This window comes from Streptomyces sp. NPDC020845 (genome assembly GCF_044334165.1).
In the GTDB taxonomy this organism is placed as follows: domain Bacteria; phylum Actinomycetota; class Actinomycetes; order Streptomycetales; family Streptomycetaceae; genus Streptomyces.
On sequence record NZ_JBIRSJ010000008.1, the window covers coordinates 226,093 to 249,896 of the forward strand.

At 74.3% G+C, this 23,804-nt stretch carries 8 protein-coding genes; all 8 read left to right on the top strand.

What is annotated here, in order from left to right; translation table 11 throughout:
• Window positions 1-129 precede the first annotated feature (129 nt).
• The 8 genes from ACH4U7_RS22105 (at window position 130) to ACH4U7_RS22140 (ending at window position 23,748) form a co-directional block, all read left to right on the top strand.
• On the top strand, window positions 130-990 hold the full coding sequence (locus ACH4U7_RS22105) for a 3-hydroxyacyl-CoA dehydrogenase family protein (protein WP_398529566.1): 861 nt from the start codon (window positions 130-132) through the stop codon (window positions 988-990).
• On the top strand, window positions 990-1,670 hold the full coding sequence (locus ACH4U7_RS22110) for an O-methyltransferase (RefSeq protein WP_398529567.1): 681 nt from the start codon (window positions 990-992) through the stop codon (window positions 1,668-1,670). Before ACH4U7_RS22105 ends, ACH4U7_RS22110 begins: the two co-directional genes overlap by 1 nt.
• Entirely contained in the window at window positions 1,667-1,948 is a 282-nt protein-coding gene (locus ACH4U7_RS22115; protein WP_398529568.1) for an acyl carrier protein, read from the top strand. Before ACH4U7_RS22110 ends, ACH4U7_RS22115 begins: the two co-directional genes overlap by 4 nt.
• Window positions 1,935-3,041 carry an acyl-CoA dehydrogenase family protein gene (locus tag ACH4U7_RS22120; protein WP_398529569.1) on the top strand — a complete coding sequence of 369 codons (1,107 nt, stop codon included), beginning with the start codon at window positions 1,935-1,937 and terminating at the stop codon, window positions 3,039-3,041. Before ACH4U7_RS22115 ends, ACH4U7_RS22120 begins: the two co-directional genes overlap by 14 nt.
• On the top strand, window positions 3,038-4,024 hold the full coding sequence (locus tag ACH4U7_RS22125; protein ID WP_398529570.1) for a 3-oxoacyl-[acyl-carrier-protein] synthase III C-terminal domain-containing protein: 987 nt from the start codon (window positions 3,038-3,040) through the stop codon (window positions 4,022-4,024). The genes ACH4U7_RS22120 and ACH4U7_RS22125 overlap by 4 nt, the downstream gene beginning before the upstream one ends.
• Window positions 4,025-4,034: 10 nt before the next feature.
• Complete coding sequence (locus ACH4U7_RS22130; RefSeq protein ID WP_398529571.1) at window positions 4,035-5,141, top strand: HAD-IIIC family phosphatase; 1,107 nt, start codon at window positions 4,035-4,037, stop codon at window positions 5,139-5,141.
• Between the two features lie 141 nt (window positions 5,142-5,282).
• Entirely contained in the window at window positions 5,283-19,832 is a 14,550-nt protein-coding gene (locus ACH4U7_RS22135) for an SDR family NAD(P)-dependent oxidoreductase (protein WP_398529572.1), read from the top strand.
• A 58-nt stretch (window positions 19,833-19,890) separates the two neighbouring features.
• The gene (locus ACH4U7_RS22140; protein WP_398529573.1) at window positions 19,891-23,748 is read left to right on the top strand and encodes an amino acid adenylation domain-containing protein; all 3,858 of its coding nucleotides are present in this window, start codon (window positions 19,891-19,893) and stop codon (window positions 23,746-23,748) included.
• Window positions 23,749-23,804 lie beyond the last annotated feature (56 nt).

The following is a 23,804-nucleotide window of genomic DNA, read 5'->3' on the forward strand; positions in this document are numbered from 1 at the left end:
AATGGCGCACTTACGATCCGTCTGCTGCCGGGTAATCGACTTTCCGGCCCACCCCCGCGCCGCCGACGAGACCCGCCCGGGTTGCTGTCCGTTCGATCCACTGTTGAACCGCACTGGCGGAGGTATGTGGTGAGCAAGGAAGAGCCGACCCCTCGGCTGGCCGTACTGGGGGCCGGTGTCATGGGCACCAGCATCACGACCCTGGCCCTGATCCACGGTGTCCCCGTCGTCCTGGTCGAGACCGACCCCGAGAAGCGTGCGGGGGCCCGTGCCAGGGTCGAGCGCGAGCTGCGGACGGCCCAGCTCCTCGGCGCCCGGCCCGACATACCCCAGGGAGAGCTGTCGATCTGCGCCTCGGCAGCCAACTGCCGAGGCGCGGATGTGGTGATCGAGGCGATCACCGAGGAGCCCGGCCTGAAGGTCAAGGCGCTCACCGAAGTCGGCGCGGCGGTCGGCGCGGACACCGCGTTGGTCACCAACACCTCGTCCATCCCGGTGGACGAGCTCGCGCAGCAACTGCCGCACCCCGAGAACCTGCTCGGGGTGCACTTCATGAACCCCTCGTACCTGATCCGCACGGTCGAGGTGATCCGCGGCTCCCGCACCGGCGAGCGGGCCCTGGCCTCGGTCGAGCGGCTGCTCGCCGCGCTCGACCGGCGCGGCGTCCGGGTCGGCGACGGCCCCGGATTCGTCACCAGCCGGGTCCTGCACCGCATGATCAACGACGCGGCGCGGGTGGTCCAGGAGGGACGGGCCACCGCCGAGGACGTCGACACGCTGATGCAGGACTGCCTCGGACACCGCACCGGGCCGCTGCGCACCGCCGACCTGATCGGCATCGACAACCTGGTGGACTCGCTGAAGGTGCTGTACGAGCGCACCGGCGACGACGGTTGCCGCCCCTGCGAGCTGCTGCAGCGGAAGGTGGCCGACGGCGAGCTGGGCCGCAAGAGCGGGCGCGGCTTCTACACCTACGCGGTCGGCCTCTGATGGCGGGTCAGCTCGGCCTCACCGACGAGCTCCAGGACTATGTCCGGCACATGTCGCTGCGCGACGACGACATCCTGCGCGACCTGCGCGAGGAGACGGCCGGAATGCCGATGCTCCAGGCGATGCTCGTCCTGCCGGAGGAGGCGCAGCTTCTCGCTCTGCTGGTGCGGCTGACCGGTGCGTACCGGGTACTGGAGGTCGGCACCTTCACCGGCTACAGCAGTCTGTGCATGGCGCGCGCCCTGCCGCCCGGCGGCACCGTGGTCACCTGCGACATCAGCGAGCGCTGGACCGCCATCGCGGCCCGCTACTGGGAGCGGGCCGGCGTCGCCGACCGGATCGACCAGCGACTCGGGGACGCGGCCGACACCCTCGACCAGCTGAAGTCCCAGTCGGGCGAGGACAGTTTCGACCTGGCCTTCGTCGACGCGGACAAGACCAACTACCTCCGGTACTACGAGCAGTCCCTGGAGCTGGTGCGCCCAGGCGGGCTGCTGGTGCTGGACAACACGCTGTTCTTCGGCAGGGTCGTCGATCCGAACGCACAGGATCCGGACACCGTGGCCATTCGCGAACTCAACACCCGGTTGCGCGACGACGAGCGCGTGGAGATCTCCATGCTGCCCGTCGCCGACGGCCTCACGCTCGTCCACAAGAAGCCTGAGAGGAAGCAGAGATGACCAACCCCACCGCCGACCGTCAGCTCACGGCGGAAGGAGTCGCGGCCGAGTTGAAGCAGTTCCTGCGGGAGCGCACCAAGACCAACTGGGAGTCGGACACCGATCTGTTCGCCTCCGGGAGCATCTCGTCCATGTTCGCGATGGAACTGGTGGTCCACGTCGAGCAGACCTTCGGTACCGCCATCGCCGGACCGGACCTGAAGATCGACAACTTTCGTACGGTGAACGCCATGACCGCGCTCGTTCTGCGTCTGGCCCAGACAGATGACGCCGCGTGAGGAACTGGCCGCGCTGCTGAGCGAGGAGGTCGGGGACCGGGCCGGCGGCTGGGATCTGGCGGGTGCCATCCCGCTGGAGACCCTCCGCCGGCTCGGCGGCGAGGGCGTGCTGTGCGCGGAGGTCCCCACCCAGTTCGGCGGACGGGGCCTGTCCGGCCTGGACAACGGCGAACTCACCGCCCACGCCGGTACGTTGTGCAGCTCGCTGCGGTCCGTGATGACCTCACAGGGCATGGCGGCCTGGACCATCCAGCGGTTCGGCACCCGGGAGCAGCGCTCGAAGGAGCTCGCCGCCCTCACCCGCGGCGAGCTCGCCGCGGTGGCGTTCAGCGAACCGCAGGCCGGCAGTGACCTCTCGGCGATCGCCACCACGGTCGTGGACGACGGCGACTCGGTGGTCCTCAACGGACACAAGGTATGGTCGACCGCGTCCGCCTACGCCGATGTGCTGGTGGTGTTCGGCCGCTACCAGGACGGCGCGGCCGCGGTGCTGGTGCCCACCCGGGCGCCCGGAGTCACCGTACGGCCGGTCCCGCAGCCGCTCGGCTGTCGTGCGGCCGGCCACGCCGACGTACTCCTGGAAGATGTGCGCCTGCCCGCGACGCGGGTTCTCTCGGGAGCGAGCGTGTCGCTCGGCCTGCTCACCACCATCGCGCTCACCTATGGCCGGCTGTCGGTGGCCTGGGGCTGCGTCGGCATCATCCGCGCCTGTCTTTCAGCCGCCGCCACCCACGCCCGCGATCGCGAGCAGTTCGGCAAGCCCCTGGCCGAACACCAACTCGTCGCCCGCCACCTGGCCGAGATGTACGTGGCGGAGCAGACCGCAACCCGGCTGTGCGAGCACGCCTCCGGCTGCTGGGACAGCCGTTCCGCCGAGCTGAGCAGCGCATCGGTGCTCGCCAAGCACGCCGCCGCGGGCCACGCGGCGCACGCCGCCTCCGCCGCGGTGCAGATCCTGGCCTCGGCGGGGTCGGTGGACGGCGGGACAGTGGCCCGGGCGTACCGGGACGCCAAGCTGATGCAGATCATCGAGGGCAGCGAGGAGATCTGTCAGCTCATCCTCGCGGAGCGCGCTCTGGAGAGGGTGACATGACCATCGGAACCGAAACCGCGGGAACCGTCGGCCTGGGGGCGGTGTACTGCCTGCTGCCGGAAGAGCGGGTGGCCGTCGAGGACCTGCCGGAGCTGGACCTGCTCAGCGACGAGGAGCTGAAGTTCGCCGAGCAGGCGGGTATCCGGACGGTCGGGGTGTTCCCCGACACCGAACCCACCGAACTCGCCGCCCGCGCCTGCCGGGAGCTCATCGCCGCGCATCCGACCACCCCCGACCTCGTCCTGCACATCGGCTCGCGGGCGCCGGACGTCCTGATCGGCTCGGACGCCGGGAAGATCTCCCACCTCGCCGGGCTGACCGGCACCTTCCCGTTCACCATCGACGGCCTGGGCTGCGCCGGCTCCTCGGCCGCCTGGGGACTGGGCCGCGATCTGATCCTCGGCGACCCCGCCCGGCAGAGCGTGCTGATCACCTACGGCAGCCGGCCCACCGCCGCCGCCCGGGTCCGCCGCCCGGTCACGGTGATCGGGGACGGGGCCTTCGCCATGACCCTGGTCCGGGGCGGCCGCCCGGTGCTCAAGGCCCACCGGATGGAGGCCGACAGCTCCTTCCACGACCTGTTCAAGGTCGAGTACAAGGACCAGCCCTGGTCCCAGTGGCGCGAGGAGTGCGCCGACAACGACCGCTACTCCTTCGAGCTCGCCATGCAGAGCCGTACCCGCCTCGGCCCGCTGGTCGACCAGGTCCTCGCCGACGCCGGCGTCGGCAAGGGCGATGTGGCCACCATGCTGATGCAGAACGTCACCGCCAGCGCGTTCGACTTCTGGCACGCCACGCTGGGCGTGCCGGTCCACCCGGTCTGCGCGGCGCACCTGGCCGAACTGGGCCACCTCGGCCCGATGGATGTCGTCCTCAACCTCGACCGCCTGCTGGCCACCGGGGAGCTGAATCACGGCGACCACGTCCTGGTGATCAGCAACAGCCCGGTCGCCGCCTGGACCGTAACCCTGTGGGAAGTGTGAACCGGGAGGGATGGACCACGTGACCGAGCAGCACCCCACCGTCAAGTGCCTGATCTGGGACCTGGACAACACCCTGTGGCGCGGCACCCTGCTGGAGGGCGACGAGGTCGAGATCCCCCCCGCGGTCAGGGACGTCGTGGTCGAACTCGACTCACGCGGCATCCTCCAGTCGGTCGCCAGCCGCAACGACCACGCCCACGCCTGGGAGCGGCTGGAGAAGCTCGGGCTCGCCGAGTACTTCGTCCTGCCGCGCATCGGCTGGGGCGCGAAGTCCGTCTCCGTCCGGGCCATCGCCGACGAGCTCAACTTCGCGCTGTCGGCCGTCGCCTTCATCGACGACCAGCCGACCGAGCGGGCGGAGGTCGAGTTCCACCTCCCCGACGTGCGCTGCTACCCGGCCGAGGACGCGCTGTCCCTCCCTACCCGCCCGGAGTTCAGCCCGACCGTGGTCACCCACGACGCGCGCCGCCGCAGGGAGATGTACCAGGCGGGCTTCCGCCGGGAATCCGAGCGCTCCGAGCACAGCGGCACCGACGAGGAGTTCCTGCGCTCCCTGTCCCTGGAACTGCGCATCGAGCACGCGGGCGACGAGGAGATCTCCCGCGTCGAGGAACTCACCCTGCGCACCAGCCAGATGAACGCCACCGGCGTCCACTACTCCGACCAGGACCTGCGCTCCCTCATCGTGGACGAGCGGCACGAGGTGCTGGTCGCCTCCCTCACCGACCGCTTCGGCCCGCACGGCGCCATCGGCGTCATCCTCCTCGAACGGCGCCCCGACGCCCACCACATCAAGCTCCTCGCCACCTCCTGCCGCGTGGTGTCCTTCGGTGTGGGAGCGGCCCTGCTGCGCTGGCTCACCGACGAGGCCGCCCGCGCCGGCACCACCCTCACCGCGGCGTTCCGCCGCACCGAACGCAACCGGATGATGGAGGTCGCCTACCGCTTCGCAGGCTTCGAGGACGCACCCGGCCGGCCGGACCCGGCGGAGGACGGCGTCCAGACCCTCCTCCTCAAACCCTCCCGCCAGTCCGCACCGCCTCACCTCAAGGTGCTCGCCCCGCGCCTGTTCGGCCCCGGGCGCGAGCTGATCGAGTGGGGCACGGCGGACGGCTGACCCGATCGCCGCGGCTGAAGGGTGTCAGCAGGACCCCGAGTACCTGGTCCGGCTGGAGGCTGCCGAGGGCCCGTACCGAACCAGAGCCACCACCTGCCCGTCCGGACCGGAACGGGCGTACGAAGAGGGGAGACAGGGCCAGTGAGCAGCCAAGAGGTCCAGGCAGCCGAGACGGATGTCGCGATCATCGGCATGGCCGGGCGTTTCCCCGGCGCCGATGACCTGGACTCCTTCTGGCGCCTGCTGAGCGAGGGCCGCGAGGGCATCACACACTTCAGCCGCGAGGAACTGGCGGCGGCGGGGGTGCCCGCCCGGCTGCTGGACGACCCGGAGTACGTCCCCGCCCACGGGATCATCCCGGACGTCGACCTGTTCGACACCGGGTACTTCGAGTTCACCCCGGCCGAGGCCGCGATCACCGACCCGCAGCACCGCATCCTGCTGACCGCCGGCCACGCCGCCCTGGAGCACGCCGGCTACGACCCCGCCCGCTACGACGGGCTGATCAGCGTCTACGCCGGCGCGGCCATCAACACCTACCTCCAGCAGCAGGTCCTGCCCCACGTCGACCAGACCACCACCTCCCAGCACTTCGCGGTGATGGTCGGCAACGACAAGGACTTCCTGGCCACCCGGCTGTCGTACAAACTCGACCTCAAAGGCCCCAGCTACGCCGTCCAGACCGCCTGCTCCACCTCCCTCGTCGCTCTCCACCTGGCCTGCCAGGGCCTGATCAACGGCGAGTGCGACATGGCGCTGGCCGGCGGTGTCACCGTGAAACTGCCGCAGGCCAAGGGGTACCTGTACGAGGAGGGCGCGATCCTGTCCCGGGACGGGCACGTGCGCACCTTCGACGCGGACGCCAGCGGCACCGTCGTCGGCAACGGCGTCGGTGTCCTGGTCCTCAAGCTCCTGCGGGACGCCATCGCGGACCGGGACACCATCCACGCCGTCATCAAGGGCACGGCCACCAACAACGACGGCTCCGGCAAGGTGAGCTTCGCCGCGCCCGGCGCCGCCGGCCAGACCGCCGTCGTCCGTGAGGCGCACACCGTCTCCGGCGTCGACCCCCGCTCCATCGGATACGTCGAGGCACACGGCACCGCCACCCGCCTCGGCGACCCGGTCGAGGTCTCGGCGCTCACCCGGGCGTTCAGGGAGTCCACCGCCGACACCGGGTTCTGCGCCATCGGCTCGGTGAAGTCCAACATCGGCCACCTGGACGCGGCGGCCGGTGTCGCGGGCGTGATCAAGACGGTGCTGATGATGAAGCACCGGACGCTGGTGCCGACCGTCAACCACACCACCCCCAACCCGGCCATCGACTTCGCGGCCGGCCCCTTCAAGGTGAGCACCGACACCGCCCCCTGGACCGGGGAGGGCCCCCTGCGCGCGGGCGTCAGCTCCTTCGGCATCGGCGGCACCAACGCGCACGCGATCCTCCAGGAGGCCCCGCCCGCCCCCGTCACCGGCGACGCACACCGCGCGCAGCAGCTGCTGGTGGTGTCCGCCCGTACCGCGACCGCGCTGGTCACGGCCGCCCAGAAGCTGGCCGCCCACCTCGACGGCGACGACCCGGCCGCGCTCGCCGACGTCGCCTACACGCTGGCGGTGGGCCGCCGCGCCCACGAGTACCGGCTCGCCGTCACCGGCTCCGACCGCGCCGCCCTCGCCCGGGCGCTGCGACAGGCCCCGGTCCCCGAGCGGCCCGGGACCGGCGAGGTCTCCTTCGTCTTCGCCGAGGACGTCCCGGACGCGGAGGGCCTGGCCGACCGGTGGGCCGCCGCCGAGCCCGCCTTCGCCGGGCACCACGAGGCCGCACTCGCCGCGGGCGCCGACCGACTCGGCGAGCGGGGGCGGGCGTTCGCCGTGCAGTACGCGCTCGGCAAGCTGTGGCTCGGCTGGGGACTCACCCCGGTCGCGGTGCACGGCGACGGGCTCGCGGCCCGGGCCGCCGCCTGCGTGACCGGGGCGCTGCGGCTCCAGGACGCGCTGACCGGCGACGGCCCGGTACCGCCCGCCGCCCGCGCACGGATCCCCGTGCGCGGCGCCCACGACGAGGTCCGCGGTGTCGCCCTCGGCGTGACCGACGGCCCCTGGGACGGTGTGGCCCGCGCCTGGCAGGCCGGCGCCGCCGTCGACTGGGCGGCCTGGTTCGAGGGCGAGGAGCGCGGCCGCGTCCCGCTGCCGACGTACCCCTTCGAGGGCCGCCGCTGCTGGCTGACCGGCCCGGACGCCGGCACACCCGCCGACCGGGTCACCGGCCCCGGCCCGCACCCCATGCTGGACGAGAACGTCTCCACTCTGGACGCCCTCGCCTACCGCAGCTCCCGCACCGGCACCGAGTTCTACCTCGCCGACCACCGCGTCGACGCCGAGCCCGTCCTGCCCGCCGCCGGACAGCTGGAACTGGCCCGCGCGGCCGGCGAACTCTCCCTCGGCGGACCGGTCCGGCTGCGGGGAGTCTCCTTCCAGCAGCTGCTCTCCTACGCCACCGGGCCGCGCACCGCGCTGGTCCAGCTCTGGCGCGAGCGCGAGGTGGTCGGGTTCGAACTCACCGCCGACGAGCGGGTGGTCACGGCCGGCGAGATCCACCTCGGAGCCGCCCCGCGCCCGGCACCGGCCGACCCGGCCGCCGTCGCCGCCCGCTGCGCCGAGTTGGTCACCCACACCGACTGCTACGACATCCTGCGCGCTCACGGCCTGGACTACGGCCCCCGTATGCGCGCCCTCACCGAGGTCCGGCTCGGCGACGGAGAGGCCCTCGGCACCCTCGAACTGCCCGACGGCGCCTCGCTCGACGGCGTGGCGCTCAACCCCGCCCTCCTGGACGGCGCCCTGCACGCCCTGGTCGTGCTGCTGGCCCGCGCCTACGGCGAGAGGGCCGACGGCTTCCTGCCGCTGGCCCTGGGCGAACTCACCGTGCACGCCCCCGTCACCGGATCCTGCCACGTCCACGTCACGACCGGCCGGCTGGGAGAGCGGACCGCGCACGCCGACCTCACCGTCGTGGACACCCACGGCCAGGTCCTGGCCCGCCTGCACGACCTCGCCGTGCGTGTCCTCGGCGAGCCCCGCGAGTCGGCCCTGCTGGTCCGCCGCTGGACCGCCGCGCCCGCCGAGCCCACCGGCGCACCCCTCGGCGACACGGCCGCCGTCGTCACCGCCGACCCGGCGCGCGGCGCACAGCTCGCCGCTCACCTCACCGCGCTGGGCATCGGCACGGTCACCCGCGACCTCGACCCCGCCACCGCGCCCGACGTCGTCCTCGTCGACGAACCGACCCCCGAACAGGCGCTGCACGTCGTCCGCACGCTCCTCGCCGCCCGCCCCACCGCGCCCGTGCGCGTCCTGCTGCTGCACCGCCATGACACCGACGGCCCACGCCCCGAACGCGCCGCACTCGCCGCCTTCGCCCGGACCGTCCGCGCGGAGAACCCCCTCCTCGAAGTGCAGGCCGTCGGCCTCGCCGAGGACGTGGCCGAGGCCGACGCGCTCGCCGGCGAACTGGCCGGCCACGGCCGTGACCCGGAGGTCGCCCACACCGCACAGGGCCGCCGGATCCCGCAGGCCGAGCCGGCCCCGGCCGCCGGCCCGGCAGCAGTCCGCGACGGCGGCGTGTACGTCGTGACGGGCGGCGCCGGCGGCCTGGGCCGCGCCGTCGGCGGCCTGCTGCTCTCCCGGGCCGACGCCCACGTGGTCCTGCTCGGCCGCCGCGAACGCCCCGCCGACCTGGACGCGCGCCTGGTCTACCGCAGCGTCGACGTGTCCGACCCGGACGCCCTGACCGCCGGACTCGCCGCCATACGCGAGGAGTTCGGGCCGCTCACCGGCGTTGTCCACGCCGCCGGTGTGCTGCGCGACGGCTTCGCCCTGACCAAGTCCGCCGAGGACTTCGCCGCCGTCCTCGCCCCCAAGGCCGCCGGACTGCGCGCCCTGGACGCGGCCACCGCCGACGACCCGCTGGACTTCTTCGTCGCTTTTTCCTCCATCGCCGCCCACATCGGCAACCCCGGCCAGACCGACTACGCGTACGCCAACGCCTACCTGGAGGCCTACGCCGAACGGCACGGCCGGATCACCGCGATCGCCTGGCCGATGTGGGCCGACGGGGGGATGCGCCAGAGCACCGAGGCCGCCGCGGACATCGCCGCCCGCACCGGCTTCGGCGTACTGCCCACACAGGCCGGCCTCGCCCTGTTCGAGCAGGCCCTCGGCACCCCCGGCGCGCTCGTCGCCGGCTACGGAGACCTCCGCACCATCACCACCGCGCTCACCGCGCCCGCCGCCCGGGCGGCCCGGACCGCCACGGCCACCGCGCCTGCCGAGGGCGGCGGCCCGCACGAGGCGGCCCTGCGGCTGCTGCGCGAGCTGATCGCCGCCGAGACCGGCCTGGATCCGGCCGAACTGGCCAAGGACGCCCCGTTCGACCGGCTCGGCATCGACTCGCTGATGATCGCCAAGCTCAACCGCGAGCTGGACCGGCACTTCGACGCCCTGTCCAAGACCCTGTTCTTCGAATACGCCACCCTGGGCGAACTCGTCGGCTACTTCGCCGAGCACCACGCGGCCGAGCTGACCGGCGGCACACCGGCGGCCGCACCGGTCACGTCCACGGCCGAAGACACCGCCCCGCGCCCGCCGCGCGCCCCGCGCCGTACCGCACGAGCGGGCATCATCGAACCAGCCGAGGACGCCACCGACGCCGCCGACAACACCGACGCCATCGCCGTCATCGGCCTGGCCGGCCGCTACCCGGCCGCTGACGACCTCGACGAGCTCTGGACCACTCTGGCCGAGGGCCGCGACGCCATCACCGAGATCCCCGCGGAGCGCTGGGACAGCCGCCGCTGGTACGACCCGGACCCGGCGGCCCCCGGCCTCGCCCACACCCGGTGGGGCGGATTCCTGCGCGACGTCGACCGCTTCGACCCGCTCTTCTTCGGCATCTCCCCGCGCCAGGCCGAACTGATGGACCCCCAGGAGCGCCTGTTCCTGCAGAACGCCTGGCACGTCCTGGAGGACGCCGGCTACCGCCGCTCCGACCTGGCCGACCGGCCCGTCGGCGTGTACGTCGGCGTGATGTACGGCGAGTACCAGTTCCACGGCGCCCTGGACGCCCTGCGCGGCGGGCGGCCGCTCACCGGCTCGTCCTTCGCCACCATCGCCAACCGGGTCAGCCACGCACTGGACCTGTCCGGTCCGAGCATGGCGCTGGACACCATGTGCTCCTCCTCGCTCACCGCGATCCACCTGGCCTGCGAGAGCCTGCGCCGGGGCGAGAGCGAACTGGCCATCGCCGGGGGCGTCAACGTCTCCGTCCACCCGTACAAGTTCGCCTTCCTCAGCCAGGGCCGCTTTCTGTCCTCCGACGGCCGCTGCCGGGCCTTCGGCGTGGGCGGCGACGGCTATGTGCCCGGGGAGGGCGTCGGCGCCGTCCTGCTCAAGCCCTACCGCAAGGCACTGGCCGACGGGGACCGCATCCACGGCCTGATCCTGGGCAGCGCCGTCAACCACGGCGCCCGGACCAACGGATACAGCGTGCCCAACCCGCGCGCCCAGCAGCGTGCGATCACCACCGCGCTGGAACGGGCCGGCGTCACCCCGCAGGACATCGGCTACGTCGAGGCGCACGGCACCGGCACCGCCCTGGGCGACCCGATCGAGCTGACCGGCCTCACCCACGCCTACCGGTCCGCCGAGGCCGCGCCCGGCACCTGGCCGATCGGCTCGGTCAAGTCCAACATCGGGCACCTGGAGTCCGCGGCCGGCATCGCCGGACTCACCAAGGTGCTGCTGCAGTTCCGGCACCGCACCCTGGTGCCCTCACTGCACTCGGCCGAGCTGAACCCCAACATCGACTTCGAGCGTTCCCCGTTCCGCGTCCAGCGCGAGCTGTCCGCCTGGCCCGACGGGGACCGGCCGCGCCGGGCCGGCCTCAGCTCCTTCGGCGCGGGCGGCGCCAACGCGCATCTCGTCCTGGAGGAGTCCCCGAACCCCGACCCGGTCACCGACGTACCGGCGGGCGAGCAGCGCACCGGCGAACCCGTGCTGTTCCTGCTCTCCGCCCGCGACGAGGAACGGCTGCGCGCCTACGCCGAGTCGGCCGCCCGCTTCCTCCGGACCGAGCGCGTGCCGCTCGCCGACCTGTGCTTCACCACCCAGGTGGGCCGCGAACCCCTCGACGCCCGGCTCGCGGTGGCGGTCACCGACGGCGCCGAACTCGTCGCGGCCCTGCGCCGGTTCGCCGACGGCGGCCCGGCCCCCGACCTCGCCGACGCGGGCCCGCTGGCCGAGCCGGCCCGCCGCTGGCTGGGCGGCGCCGACGTGGACTGGGCGGCCTGGCACACCGGCCGGCCGGGGCCTGCCCCGCGCCGGGTGCGCGCCCCGCGGTACCCGTTCGCCGCGGAGCGCTACTGGATCCCGCTCGACCCCGACCTGGGCACGGCCGCTCCGCATCCGCTGGTCGACGCCAACGAGTCCACCGTCACCGAGGTCCGCTTCCGCAAGACACTGCGCGCGCACGACCCGCTGCTGCGCGACCACGTGATCGAGGGCCGGCCGCTGCTCGCGGGCGCGGCGACGCTGGAGTTCGTCCGCGCCGCCGCCGCGCTCGCCGAGCCCGGCACCCGGCACGCCCTGCGCGAGGTGGTGTGGGGCCGGGCCGTCGAACTCGACGACGGCGAACTGGAGCTGTACGTCTCCTTCCGCCCGGACGGCACCGGGCTGGCCTTCGAGGTGTACAGCGGGACCGGTGCCGGCCGCACCACCCACGCCCGCGGCAGTGCCGTCCCGGCCCCCGCCGCCCCTGAGGCCGCCGAGGACCTCGCCGCGCTGCGCACCCGGCTGTCCGTCGTACGCGACGGACCCACCGCGTACACCGAGTACGCGGCCGCCGGGTTCGCGTACGGCCCCTCCTTCCACGTCATCGACGAGATCCGGGTCGGCCCCGGCGAGGCGCTGGTCCGGCTGGCCCAGGCCGGCACCGCCCCGGGCACCCAGCTGCCCCCGGCGCTCCTCGACGGCGCCCTGCGGGCCTGCCACTGGACCGGCCGGACCACCGCGCCGCGCCCCGGTGAACTCGCCGTCCCCTTCAGCCTCGGCGCCCTGGACTCCTTCGCCCCGCTGCCCGAGGTCTGCCACGCGCACGCCCGGCTGGCCGGAGAGTCGGCGGGCGTGCGCCGCTTCGACCTGACCGTGTACGACGACCAGGGCCGCGTGCTCGCCTCCGTACGGGACTTCGCGGGCCGTCTGCCCGCCGCGCCCACCGCGCAGGCCGAGCCTGAGCCCGCCTCCGGCGAACCCCGCCTCTACGAGCCGTACTGGCGCCCCGCCGCCGACCCGGAACCGGCGGACACCGCCGGGACCCTCGTCCTGCTCGGCCGCCCCCCGGAACTGGAGTCCGCGCTGGCCGCGACCGGCGTGTGGCGGCGCGTCGTCGCCGTCGGCGAGGACACCGGCCGACTCGCCCCCCTCGCCGACGAGGACGGGCTCGACCTCGCCGTCGTCATCGGCGACGTCCTCGGCGACGCGGACGACGGCTCGCCCGCCGACCTGCTCGACCGCGCCTGCGCCCCCGTCCTGGACGTGCTCGACTCGGCCCGCACCGGCGTGCTGCCCGGCCGGGTGCGGTGCCTGGTGCTGCACCCGCAGAAAGCCGGCGAGGACCGGCCCGAGTGGGCCGCCCTGGCCGGGTTCGCCCGCTCCACGGGGCCGGTCGCGCCGCGCCTGGAACTGCTCACCCTCGGCGTTGACATCGCGGCCCCGGCCGCCGAGGTCGCCCAGGCCGTGGCGGTGGAACTGCGCGCCGCGCCCCGCGCCGCAGGCCTGGAGGTCCGCCGTACGGCCTCCGGCGAGCGGCAGGTACGGGCCCTGCGCCCGCTCACCGGCCCGGCCGCCCCGGCCGACGTGCCCCTGCGGGACGGGGGCGTGTACGTCGTGACCGGCGGCGCCGGTGCCCTCGGCCGTGTCCTCGCCGAGCATCTGGCCCGCACCCATGCGGCCAAGCTGGTGCTGATCGGCCGCTCCGAGCCCGACGAGCGGACCCGCGCCTGGCACCGCACGCTGACCGGCCTCGGTGCCGAGGTACTCGCGCTGCGCGCCGACGTGGCCCGGGCCGACGAACTCGGCGCGGCGCTGGCCGCCGCCCGGGACCGGTTCGACGCCCTGCACGGCGTGTTCCACCTGGCGGGCGTCGCCGACGAGGGCCGCGCCGACGGCGACCGGGAGCGCTTCGCCCGGCTGCTCGGCGCCAAGACCCACGGCCTGGTCCACCTGGACCGGCTGACCCGCGAGGACCCGCTCGACCTCTTCGTGGTCTTCTCCTCCGTCTCCTCCCTCATCGGTGACTTCGGAGCGGCCGGCTACGCCACCGCCAACCGCTTCGCCGACCTCTACACGGTGGACCGCGACCGCCGGGTGCGCCGGGGCGAGGGGCACGGCCGCAGTCTGTCCCTGGCCTGGCCGCTCTGGGCGGTCGGCGGGGTCGACGGGCTGGTCCACGAGGAGGAGCTGGCCGCGTACACCCACCGCAGCGGGATGCGGGCGCTGACCGCGGAAGCGGGCCTCGACCTCCTCGCCCGCTCCTTCGCCCCCGGCGCCCCGTGGCTCGTGCCCGCCTGGGGCGACCCGGCGGCCGTCGACGCCGCCCTGACGGGTACGCCCGCCCCGTCCCGGCCCGTCGCGGCGTCGCCCGGCGCGGCGTCGCCCGGCGCCGCCGCCCGCGCCGGCCGGCTCCGGGACCAGTTGGTGGAGCATCTGCGCGAGGTCCTCGCGGGCGTGCTCAAACTGCCCGCCGGGCGCCTCGACAGCCGCGTCCCGCTGGACGACTACGGCCTGGACTCGGTGCTGGTCATGGAGTCCAACTCGCTGCTGGGCAAGGACTTCCCGGGTCTGCGCGGCACCGTGTTCTTCGAGTTCCGGACGGTCGACGAGCTGGCCGGCCACATCCTCGCCGAGCAGCCCGACGCCGTCACCCGCCTGTTCCCCGAAGGGACCGAGCCGTCGCGGCAGGAGACACAGCCGTCGCGGCAGGACGCCGCGCCCGCGTCCGCGCCCGCACCGGGCCCGCACACCCCGCCCGCCCGCCGGGACGCCGACGAGCCGATCGCCATCATCGGCATCAGCGGCCGCTACCCCCAGGCGGACACCCTGGAGGAGTTCTGGCGCAACCTCGCCGAGGGCCGCGACTGCGTCACCGAGGTCCCCGCGGACCGCTGGGACGCCGACGCCCTGTTCGACGCGGACCCCGCCGCACCGGGCCGCAGCTACAGCCGCTGGGGCGGCTTCCTGTCGGACGTGGACTCCTTCGACTCGCTGTTCTTCCAGATCGCGCCCAAGCAGGCCCGCACGATGGACCCGCAGGAGCGGCTCTTCCTGGAGACGGCCTGGTCGGCGCTGGAGAACGCCGGTTACCCGCCGTCCCGGATCCCGGCGCCCCGCCACGGCGGCCAGGGACATGACGTCGGCGTGTTCGTCGGCGTCATGTGGGACGACTACGCGATCCTCGCCGCCGCCGAGTCAGCCCGCGGCAACCACCAGGTCGTGCTGGCCAACCGTTCCGCAATCGCCAACCAGGTCTCCTACTTCGGCGACTTCCGCGGCCCGAGCGTGGTGATCGACACCGCCTGCTCCGCGTCCCTCGTCGCCGTGCACCAGGCCTGCGAGAGCATCCGCCGCGGCGAGTGCTCGTACGCCGTCGCGGGCGGCGTCAACGTCGCCGTGCACCCCGACAAGTACGTGCACCTCAGCCGCAAGTCCATGCTGTCCGCCGACGGCCGCTGCCGGTCCTTCGGCGCGGGCGGCACCGGGTACGTGCCCGGCGAGGGCGTCGGCGCGGTGGTGCTCAAGCGGCTGTCGGACGCGGTCCGCGACGGCGACACCGTGCACGCCGTCATCCGTGCCAGCGCCGTCAACCACGGAGGCCGGACCAGCGGCTACACCGTGCCCAACCCGCAGGCTCAGCAGGCGCTGGTGGAACAGGCACTGGCCGCCGCGGGCATCGACGCCCGCACCATCGGCTGTGTCGAGGCGCACGGCACCGGCACCGCCCTGGGCGACCCGATCGAGCACACCGCGCTGGCCCAGGCCTTCGCCCGGCACACCGGCGACACGGGATTCTGCGCGCTCGGCTCGGTGAAGTCCGCGGTCGGCCACCTGGAGGGCGCCGCCGGGATCGCCGGGCTCACCAAGGCCGTCCTGCAGCTGCGCCACGGCACACTGCTGCCCACGCTGCACGCCGAGGAACTGAACCCGGTCATCGACTTCGAGAGCTCGCCGTTCACCGTGCAGCGACAGAAGGCGCCGTGGCCGCGCGCGTACGACGGTGACGGCCGTCCGCTGCCGCGCCGCGCAGCCGTCAGCTCGTTCGGGGCGGGCGGCACCAACGCGCACGTCGTCGTGGAGGAGTACCTGACCCCCGAGCCGGCCCCGGACGGGCCCGAACAGCCCGAGCAGCCCGAGCTGATCGTCCTGTCCGCCCGCGACGAGGACCGGCTGCGCGCCCGCGCGGCCGACCTGGGCCGCGCCCTCGCCGTACCGGGTGCCCCGAGGCTGGCCGACGTCGCCCACACCCTGCGCGTGGGCCGCGAACCCCTCGCCGTACGGCTGGCGTTCGTCGCCGCCGACCTCGCGGACGCGGCCGGCAAGCTCGCCGCCGTCGGGCGGGGCGAGGGCGGCCAGTGGCTGCACCGGGGCCGGGTGGAGCAGCACCCGCCGCTGGCCGGCCTGCTGACCGACGGCATCGGTGGCGAGGACTTCCTCGCCGCCCAGATCGCGGCCGGCGCCGACGACCTCCTCGGCCGGCTGTGGGTTTCGGGCGTCACCGTCGACTGGGACCTGCTGCACCGCCTGCGCCCCGCCGAGCGCCGCCGGGTGCCGCTGCCGGCGTACCCCTTCGAGCGGGTACGGCACTGGCTCGACACCACGCCCGCTGCCGCCCCTGCGCCAGGCCCGCGCCGGTGGGAGCGCCGGCTCGCCGCCGACGAGCCGGTGCTGCGCGACCACGTGGTCGACGGGCGGCCCATCCTGCCCGGTGTCGGCCACCTGGACCTGGTCGCCGAGGCGAGCGGGGGACTGGCCGGGCGGGCCTGTGTGGACGTCCGCTGGGTCGTCCCGCTGGCCCTGGGCGGGGCCGAGGAGACGGTGGCGGTGGCCTTCGACGGCGACCGGTACGAGATCCGCGGCGCCGACGACGCCGTACGCTCCTGCGGCCGCCTCGCCGCAGCCCCGCCCGCGCCCGCCCCCCTCGACGTCACCGCGCTGCGCGCCCGCCTGGACGAAGGCCCGGGCGAAGGCTCCTTCTACCGGGCGCTGGCCGGGCAGGGACTGCCGTACGGGCCGTTCTTCCGCCGCGTCCGGCAGGTGTGGACCGGCCGGGACGAGGTGCTCGGCCGGATCGGCGAGGCCGCAGGCAGAGACCCGGCGCACGCCCTGCACCCGGGCGTCCTGGACGCCGCCCTGCACACCGTCGCCGCCCTGCTGGTCCGCCGCCGGGGCGAACACGCCCGGCCGATGCTGCCGTTCGCGGCCGACCGCGTCGAGGTGTTCGGCGCCGTCCCCACGACCGGCTGGTCGTATGTCCGGGAGACCGCAACCGACCGCTGCGAGGTGTTGCTCTGCGACGACACCGGCGCGGTACGGGTCCGGTTCGAGGGCCTGACCTACCGCGAGGCCAAGCCGTCCGCGGTGGTCGTGCACCGGCCGGTGTGGACCGCCCGGCCCGCCGAGGAGCGCGCCGCGGCAGCCCACAGCGTGCTGCTGGTCGGGGAGCGGCTGGACGCCGAGCCCGCCTCCGGCATCGCCCGCGCCCATCACGGCGCCGACGTACGACGGCTCCCGGTCGGCCCCGGCGGCCTCACGGACGCCGAACTCGACCGCGCCCTGGCCGGATCCGGCGCACCGGACCTGGTCTACTTCCTTAGCCCGGCCCCCGGGCGCGAGCCCGCCGGCCGCGCCGAGCTGCGCGCCCTGACCGACCGGGGCCCGGTCGCCCTGTACCGCCTGGTGCGGGGGCTGGCGCGGCACGGCCTGCTGGAGCGCGAGACACGCCTGAAGGTCGTCACCACGGATGTCCACCCGCTGGAGGCGGGCGACGACTCCTCCCCGTGGGCCGCCGGGACCGCGGGCCTGGCCGCCGTCGCGGCCAAGGAGTTCCCCGCGCTGCGCGTGGCGCTCGTCGACGTACGCGCGGCGGAGGCCGCCCAGGCGGCCGACGCGATCGTGGCCGAGCCGTTCCCGGCCCGGCCGGTGCCGGTGTCGCTGCGCGCGGGCGTCCGCCGGGTGCGCACCCTGGAGCGGGTCAAACTGCCCGCCGCCGCACCCCGGTTCCGCCCGGGCGGCGTCTACCTGGTCGTCGGCGGGCTCGGCGCCGTCGGCCGGGACACCTGCCGGCACCTGGCCCGCGGCTACGGAGCGAAGCTGGTCGTGGTCGGCCGCTCCCCGCTCGACGAGACCCGGCGGCAGACCGTCGCGGAGCTGGAGAAGGCGGGCGCCGAGGTCCGCTACCTCGCCCTCGACGCCACCGACCCGGACGCGCTGAAGGAGGCCGTCGAGAGCGCCGTACAGGAGTTCGGCGCCCTGCACGGGGTGATCAACGCCGCGATGGTGCTGGTCGACCAGGTGCTGAGGGAGCTGCCTGAGGCCGGGCTGCGGACCGCCCTGGAGTCCAAGACCGACTCCACCTGGAGCCTGCTGCACGCGGTGCGCGAGGTGCCGCTGGACTTCGCGCTCTTCTATTCGTCCGGCGTGGCCTTCGAGGGCAACCACGGCCAGGCCGGCTACGCCGCCGGCTGCACCTTCGCCGACGCCTGTGCCCTGCACGCCGCCCGCACCCTGCCCTTCCCGGTGCGGGTCCTCAACCTCGGCTACTGGCACGCGGGCGGCGACCCGGAGCGGGAGCGGGTGCTGCGCCGCTTCGGCGCCGCCGGCCTCCGGCCGCTGAGCGCCGAGCAGGGCATGACCGTCGTCGAGCGGACCCTCGCGGCCGGGCTGCCCCAGGTGTTCGCCCTGGACGCCGACCGGCCCATCCTGGCCAACCTCGGCATCGACCCCGACCGCACCCTGAGCGTGCTGCCGGGCGGTGCGCCGGACCCGCTGCCCGAGGTCCGCTTCCCGGGAGCGCCCGGCCCCGAACTGGTCACGCATCAGCACGCGGTCGCCGAGCTGGAGCGACTGGCGGCGTCCCTGCTGGCGTCGGTGCTGCACCGGGCGGGCCTGTCCGACGCGGGCGAGGCGTCCGGAGCGGAACTCGCCGGACGCCTGGGCGTGGTGCCCGAGCACGCCGCGCTGTTCCGGGCCCAGCTCGACATCCTCGCGGAGACGGGCTGGCTGACGGTCACCGGCACCGGTGGTTTCCGCCCGACGGGCCGGGCGGTGGAGCCCGAGGCCGTGTCGCTCGCCGCTCTGGACGGGCTGACGGTCCGCCACCCGGCCCTCGCACCGGTCGGCACGCTGCTGCGCGACTGCCTGACCGAGCTGCCCGGCATCCTCACCGGCCGCCGCCCCGCCATGGAGATCCTCTTCCCCGACGGATCCGCCGAGCGGGTGGCCGCCGTGTACCAGGGCGACCCGGTCACCGACCGCTGCAACGCGGAGGTGGCCCGGCTCGTGGTCGAACAGGTCGAGGCGCGCCGGGCCGCCGACCCCGCGACACCGGTTCGGATCCTGGAGGTCGGCGCCGGGACCGGCGGCACGACGGCGACCGTCCTCGACGCACTCGCCCCCTACCAGGACGCGGTGGAGTACGTGTTCACCGATGTCTCCTCGGCCTTCGTCCGCAAGGCCAGGAGCCGGTTCGGCGCGCGGTACCCCTTCGTCCGCTTCGAGACGCTGGACATCGAGGCCGACCCGGCAGGGCCGGGACCGACACCCGGTGGCCACGACGTGGTGCTCGGCACCAACGTCCTGCACGCCACCCGGCGGCTGTCCGACACCTTGGCGCGCGTCAAGGCGCTGCTGCGAGGGGGCGGGGTGCTCCTCCTCGTCGAGGGCACCAGGCCCCGGCACCAGCTGGCGCTGATCTTCGGCCTGACGGCGGGCTGGTGGCTGTTCGCCGACCCCGAGCAGCGCCTGCCCCGTTCGCCACTGGCGAGCGAACGGCAGTGGCGGGACGTCCTGGCGGCGTGCGGATTCCCGCACATCAGCGCGGCGGCGCCCACGACGGAGGCCGGAGCGGCCTTCCAGAGCGTCATCGCCGCCGTCAGCGACGGCGTGGTGTCCGTCGTCGGGCGACCGGCCCCGGTCCCCGCCCCTGTCTCCCCGTCCCCCGCCCCCGCGTCCGCGCCGACTTCGGCTTCCCGTGACGACGACGAGCTCCGGCGGGTGACGGAGGTCTTCGCCCGGGTCCTGGAGATGACCCCCGACCGGCTCGACCCCGACCTCACCTTCGAGAACTATGGAGTGGACTCGCTGGTCGTCCTCGAACTGACCAGAGCCCTGGAAGTGGTGTACGGCCCCCAGCCGGCGACTCTCCTCTTCGAGCGGATCACCATCCGGCAGCTGGCCGACCACCTCCGCGTCGAGACACCCGCCCCCGCCCCCGCCTCCCCCGCCCCCGCGGAACCCCGACCCGCCCGACCCGCCCGGGCCGACGACGCCGAGCGGCTGGTCGCGTCGCTGTCCGACGCGGCGGTCGATGAGCTGCTGGCCGAACTGCTCTCCCAGCGCGGCGAGCCCGAAGAAGGCGGACGATGATCGCCCTGCCGCGCCCGTCCGCCGCGGGCCCCGACACTGACGAAGGGAACCGCCCGTCATGACGGCGTACCAGGCGGCAGAGCCGTACGAGTCACCGCTCACCGCGCTTCAGCACGGGATGCTGTTACACAGCCTCAGCGCCCCGGACGACGGCGTGTACGTCCAACAGAAGATCGTCACCCTGCGCCATGCCGTCGACGCGACCGTGCTGCAGCGGGCGCTCGACGACCTGGTGGCCCGGCATCCGGTGCTGCGCACCACCTTCGTACTGGATGACCCGGCCGCTCCCCGCCAAGTGGTCCATCCGCACGGCCGGGCCCCTCTGATCCGCGACGACTGGCGCGGCGACGCGGACCCCGACGGCCGCCTGCGCCGCTTCCTGCGCGAGGACGCCCGGCGTCCCTTCGCCTTCACCGAGGAACCGCCGACGCGCTTCGCCCTGCTGCGCATCGGCCAGGCCGAGTACCGACTGCTGTGGACGTCGCACCACGCGCTGATGGACGGCCGCTCCTACGCACTGCTGCTGACCGAGCTGTTCGAGTCGTACGACGCCGCGGTCGGGGGCCGCGAAGCCGTGCTGACACCGCGGCCCGGGTTCGAGGCGTATGTGCGTCGGCTCACCGAGCAGGACCCCGCGCCGGGTGAGGCGTTCTGGCGGGAGTACCTGGACGGGGTCCGCGGCCCCACGCCGCTGGTGGTGACCACCGAGCGCACGCTCGGCCCCGGCGAGGACGCCTTCGGCACCGTCCGGGCGGAACTGGACGCGGACACCGTGGAAGCCGCCGCCGCGTTCGCCGAGCGGTGCGGCGGCACCCTCAACAACGTCGTCCAGGCCGCGTGGTCCCTGCTGCTGGGCAGCTACAGCGGCCGCGGCGAGGTGGTGTTCGGCGTCACCAAGTCCCGCAGGTCGTTCGCGCCCGAAGGCCGCGACATGGTGGGCCTGCTGATCAACACCCTGCCGCTGCGCGTGGTTCTCGACGCCTCGGCCACCGGAGCCGACCTGGTGCGCGCCCTGCGCGAAGGGCATCTCGCCCTGCGTCGCGGCGAGCACATCGAGCTGCCCCGCATCCACCGGCTCAGCGCCGTCCCGGACGGCTCCGCCCTGTTCGACAGCGTCGTCGTCTTCGAAAGCCGTACCGTCCAGGCCGAGCTGCGGCAGCGGGGCGGAGCCTGGCGGGACCGCGACTTCCACCTGGAGGAACGCAGCAACTACCCGCTCACCCTCAGCGCCTATCAGGGCGAGCGGCTGCTCCTCAAGCTCGGCCACGACCGCCGGCAGCTGACGGACGCGGTCGCCCGGCAGGTACTGCACGACACGGTGACGCTGCTCAGGGCGCTGATCGAGGCACCCGACCTGCCGACCGGAGACCTGTGCGCCGGGACCGGCCCGCTCTCCGGCGCGCTGGCCCGGCGCCGGGCGGCGTGCCGCCCCGACGCGGAGCGGCACTGGGCCGAGCGGACGGCCCGGCTGAACCGCCCGCAGGCCGACCCCACAGGGCCTGCCCACGTGGTCCGGCTGGACACCCGGCGCACGGCCGATCCGGAGCTGCTGCTCGCCGCGGTCCTGGCCTTCGTCTCGCGCGGCACGGAGGAGGCGGACACCGGGGTCGCCCTGCGTTGGCGGCACCTGGCCGCCTGCCCGCCCCACCCGGCGGTGGCGACCCACGTTCCGTTCCCCCTGCCGTTCATCGCCGACGGCAGGCCCTTCGCCCGGATCCACGACGAGGTGCGGTCCCTCCTGCACGACGACGAGACGATGGGCGTCCCCGCCCGGGATCCGCGGACGGCAGGCTGGCCGGTCCGCATCGAACTGCACACCGGCGCCGCCCCGGGCGGCGCCGCGTTCCCCGACGAGGCGACCGGTCTCGCGACGACCCGGCTCGTGCGGATCGCCGAGGACGGCTCGTGGGTGCGCTGGGCGGACCCCGACCCGGCGGCGGCCGCGCGGTTCGCGGCCTTCCTCGACGCCGTCGCGGCCGACCCCGGCCGACCGGTGACCGAGGTGGCGGAGCTGACACCCGACGAGCGCGCACGTGTGCTGGAGGAGTGGAACGACACCGCGGCCGACTACCCGTCCCACCTCTGCGTGCACCAACTCTTCACCGCCCAGGCCCGGCGCCGCCCCGACGCCGTCGCCGTCGCCTGCGGGAACCGCACGCTCACCTACCGGGAACTGGACGAGCAGTCCGACCGACTCGCGGCCGAACTCGCCGCACGTGGCGCCCTCCCCGGTGAGCTGGTCGGCGTGGCCCTGCGCCGCTCCCCGGAACTGCTGGTCGGTCTGCTCGCCGTGCTGAAGGCGGGTGCCGCCTACGTCCCCCTCGACCCCGTGTACCCGCCGGAGCGCATCACCGCCATGGCCGACGACTCGCGGCTGCGGCTGGTGGTCACCGAGTCCGCGCTGCGGCCCGCCCTGAGCGGCGTACACGCCGACCTGCTGCTCCTTGACGAGGACCGGGAACGCCCGGCCGGCCAATGCGTCCCGGCCGGTGCCGATGACCCGGCCTACGTCATCTACACCTCGGGCTCCACCGGGAGCCCCAAGGGCGTGCGGATCGGGCATCGCGCGCTGACGAACTTCCTGTGCGCCATGGCCCGGCAACTCGGCTGCGCCGAGCACGACCGGCTGCTGGCCGTGACCACCGTGTGCTTCGACATCGCGGGACTGGAGCTGTACCTGCCGCTGATCACGGGTGCGCGGGTGGAGATCGCGCCCGCCGAGACAGCGGCGGACGGCTTCGCCCTGGGAGCCCTGCTGGAGCGGACCAGGCCCACCATGATGCAGGCCACGCCCGCCACCTGGCGCATGTTGCTCACCGCGGGCTGGACGGGACATCCGGGCCTGAAGGCGCTGTGCGGCGGTGAGGCGCTGCCGTCGGACCTGGCCGAGGAACTCCTCGCCAGGGCCGGGGAACTGTGGAACCTGTACGGGCCCACCGAGACCACCATCTGGTCGACGGTCTGCCGCGTCGAACGCGGTGACCGGGTGACGATCGGTCGTCCCCTGGCGAACACCCGCTGCTATGTGCTGGACCGCTTCGGCGAACCCGTCGCTCCGGGGACACCGGGGGAGCTGTACATCGGCGGGGACGGTGTGGCCGACGGATACCTCGGGCGGCCCGAGCTCACCGCCGAGCGGTTCGTGAAGGATCCCTTCGGGCCCGGCGGTGCGCGGATGTACCGGACCGGCGACCTCGTCCGGCAGCTGGCCGACGGCCGACTGGAGTACCTCAATCGCATCGACAGCCAGGTCAAGCTGCACGGTTACCGCATCGAACTGGGCGAGATCGAGCATCACCTGCGCGCCCGGCAGAGCATCCGGGAGGCGGTCGCGGTGGTCCGCGAGGACAGCCCCGGCGACCGTCGGCTCGTCGCCTACGTGGTGGCCGACCCCGGCACGGAACCGGACACCGCGGCACTGCGCGACGCCTTGCGCGGCGTGCTGCCGGGCTACATGGTGCCCGCGGCCGTGGTCGTTCTGGACGAGGTGCCGCTCACCCACAACGGCAAGGTCGATCGCAAGGCCCTGCCCGGCCCGGCCCAGGCCGGGCCGGACAGGGCCCAGACGGGGCCGGACGCGCTCACCACCGACACCGAGCGGGCGGTCGCCGCCGTCTGGCGCCGGGTGCTCGGCGTGCCCCTGGTCGGCCCGCGCGACAACTTCTTCGACCTGGGCGGCAATTCCCTTCTGCTGATGCACGTGGTCAAGGAGTTGCGGGACACGCTGGATCCGTCGGTCACCCGCGTCGACGTGTTCCGCTATCCCACCGTCGGCGAGATGGCCCGCCACCTCGCCGCCCCGCGGGCCGGCGAACGGCCGACCGCCGCTGCCCGGCCGACCCGGGCCCGGCGCGAGTCGCTGGAACGGCTGCGCCGCAGACGCACCACGAGGGGAACGGGCCCCACCGCCACCTGACGACACACGTCATTACGCCCGCGTCATTCCGCGTACGACCATCCGTGAAGGGAAGG

What these genes read in the sequence shown, in the direction of transcription:
- ACH4U7_RS22110 (WP_398529567.1), top strand. Translation starts at nt 990, where the DNA reads ATGGCGGGTCAGCTCGGCCTCACCGACGAGCTCCAGGACTATGTCCGG.
- ACH4U7_RS22115 (WP_398529568.1), top strand. Translation starts at nt 1,667, where the DNA reads ATGACCAACCCCACCGCCGACCGTCAGCTCACGGCGGAAGGAGTCGCG.
- ACH4U7_RS22120 (WP_398529569.1), top strand. Translation starts at nt 1,935, where the DNA reads ATGACGCCGCGTGAGGAACTGGCCGCGCTGCTGAGCGAGGAGGTCGGG.
- ACH4U7_RS22125 (WP_398529570.1), top strand. Translation starts at nt 3,038, where the DNA reads ATGACCATCGGAACCGAAACCGCGGGAACCGTCGGCCTGGGGGCGGTG.
- ACH4U7_RS22130 (WP_398529571.1), top strand. Translation starts at nt 4,035, where the DNA reads ATGGACCACGTGACCGAGCAGCACCCCACCGTCAAGTGCCTGATCTGG.
- ACH4U7_RS22140 (WP_398529573.1), top strand. Translation starts at nt 19,891, where the DNA reads ATGACGGCGTACCAGGCGGCAGAGCCGTACGAGTCACCGCTCACCGCG.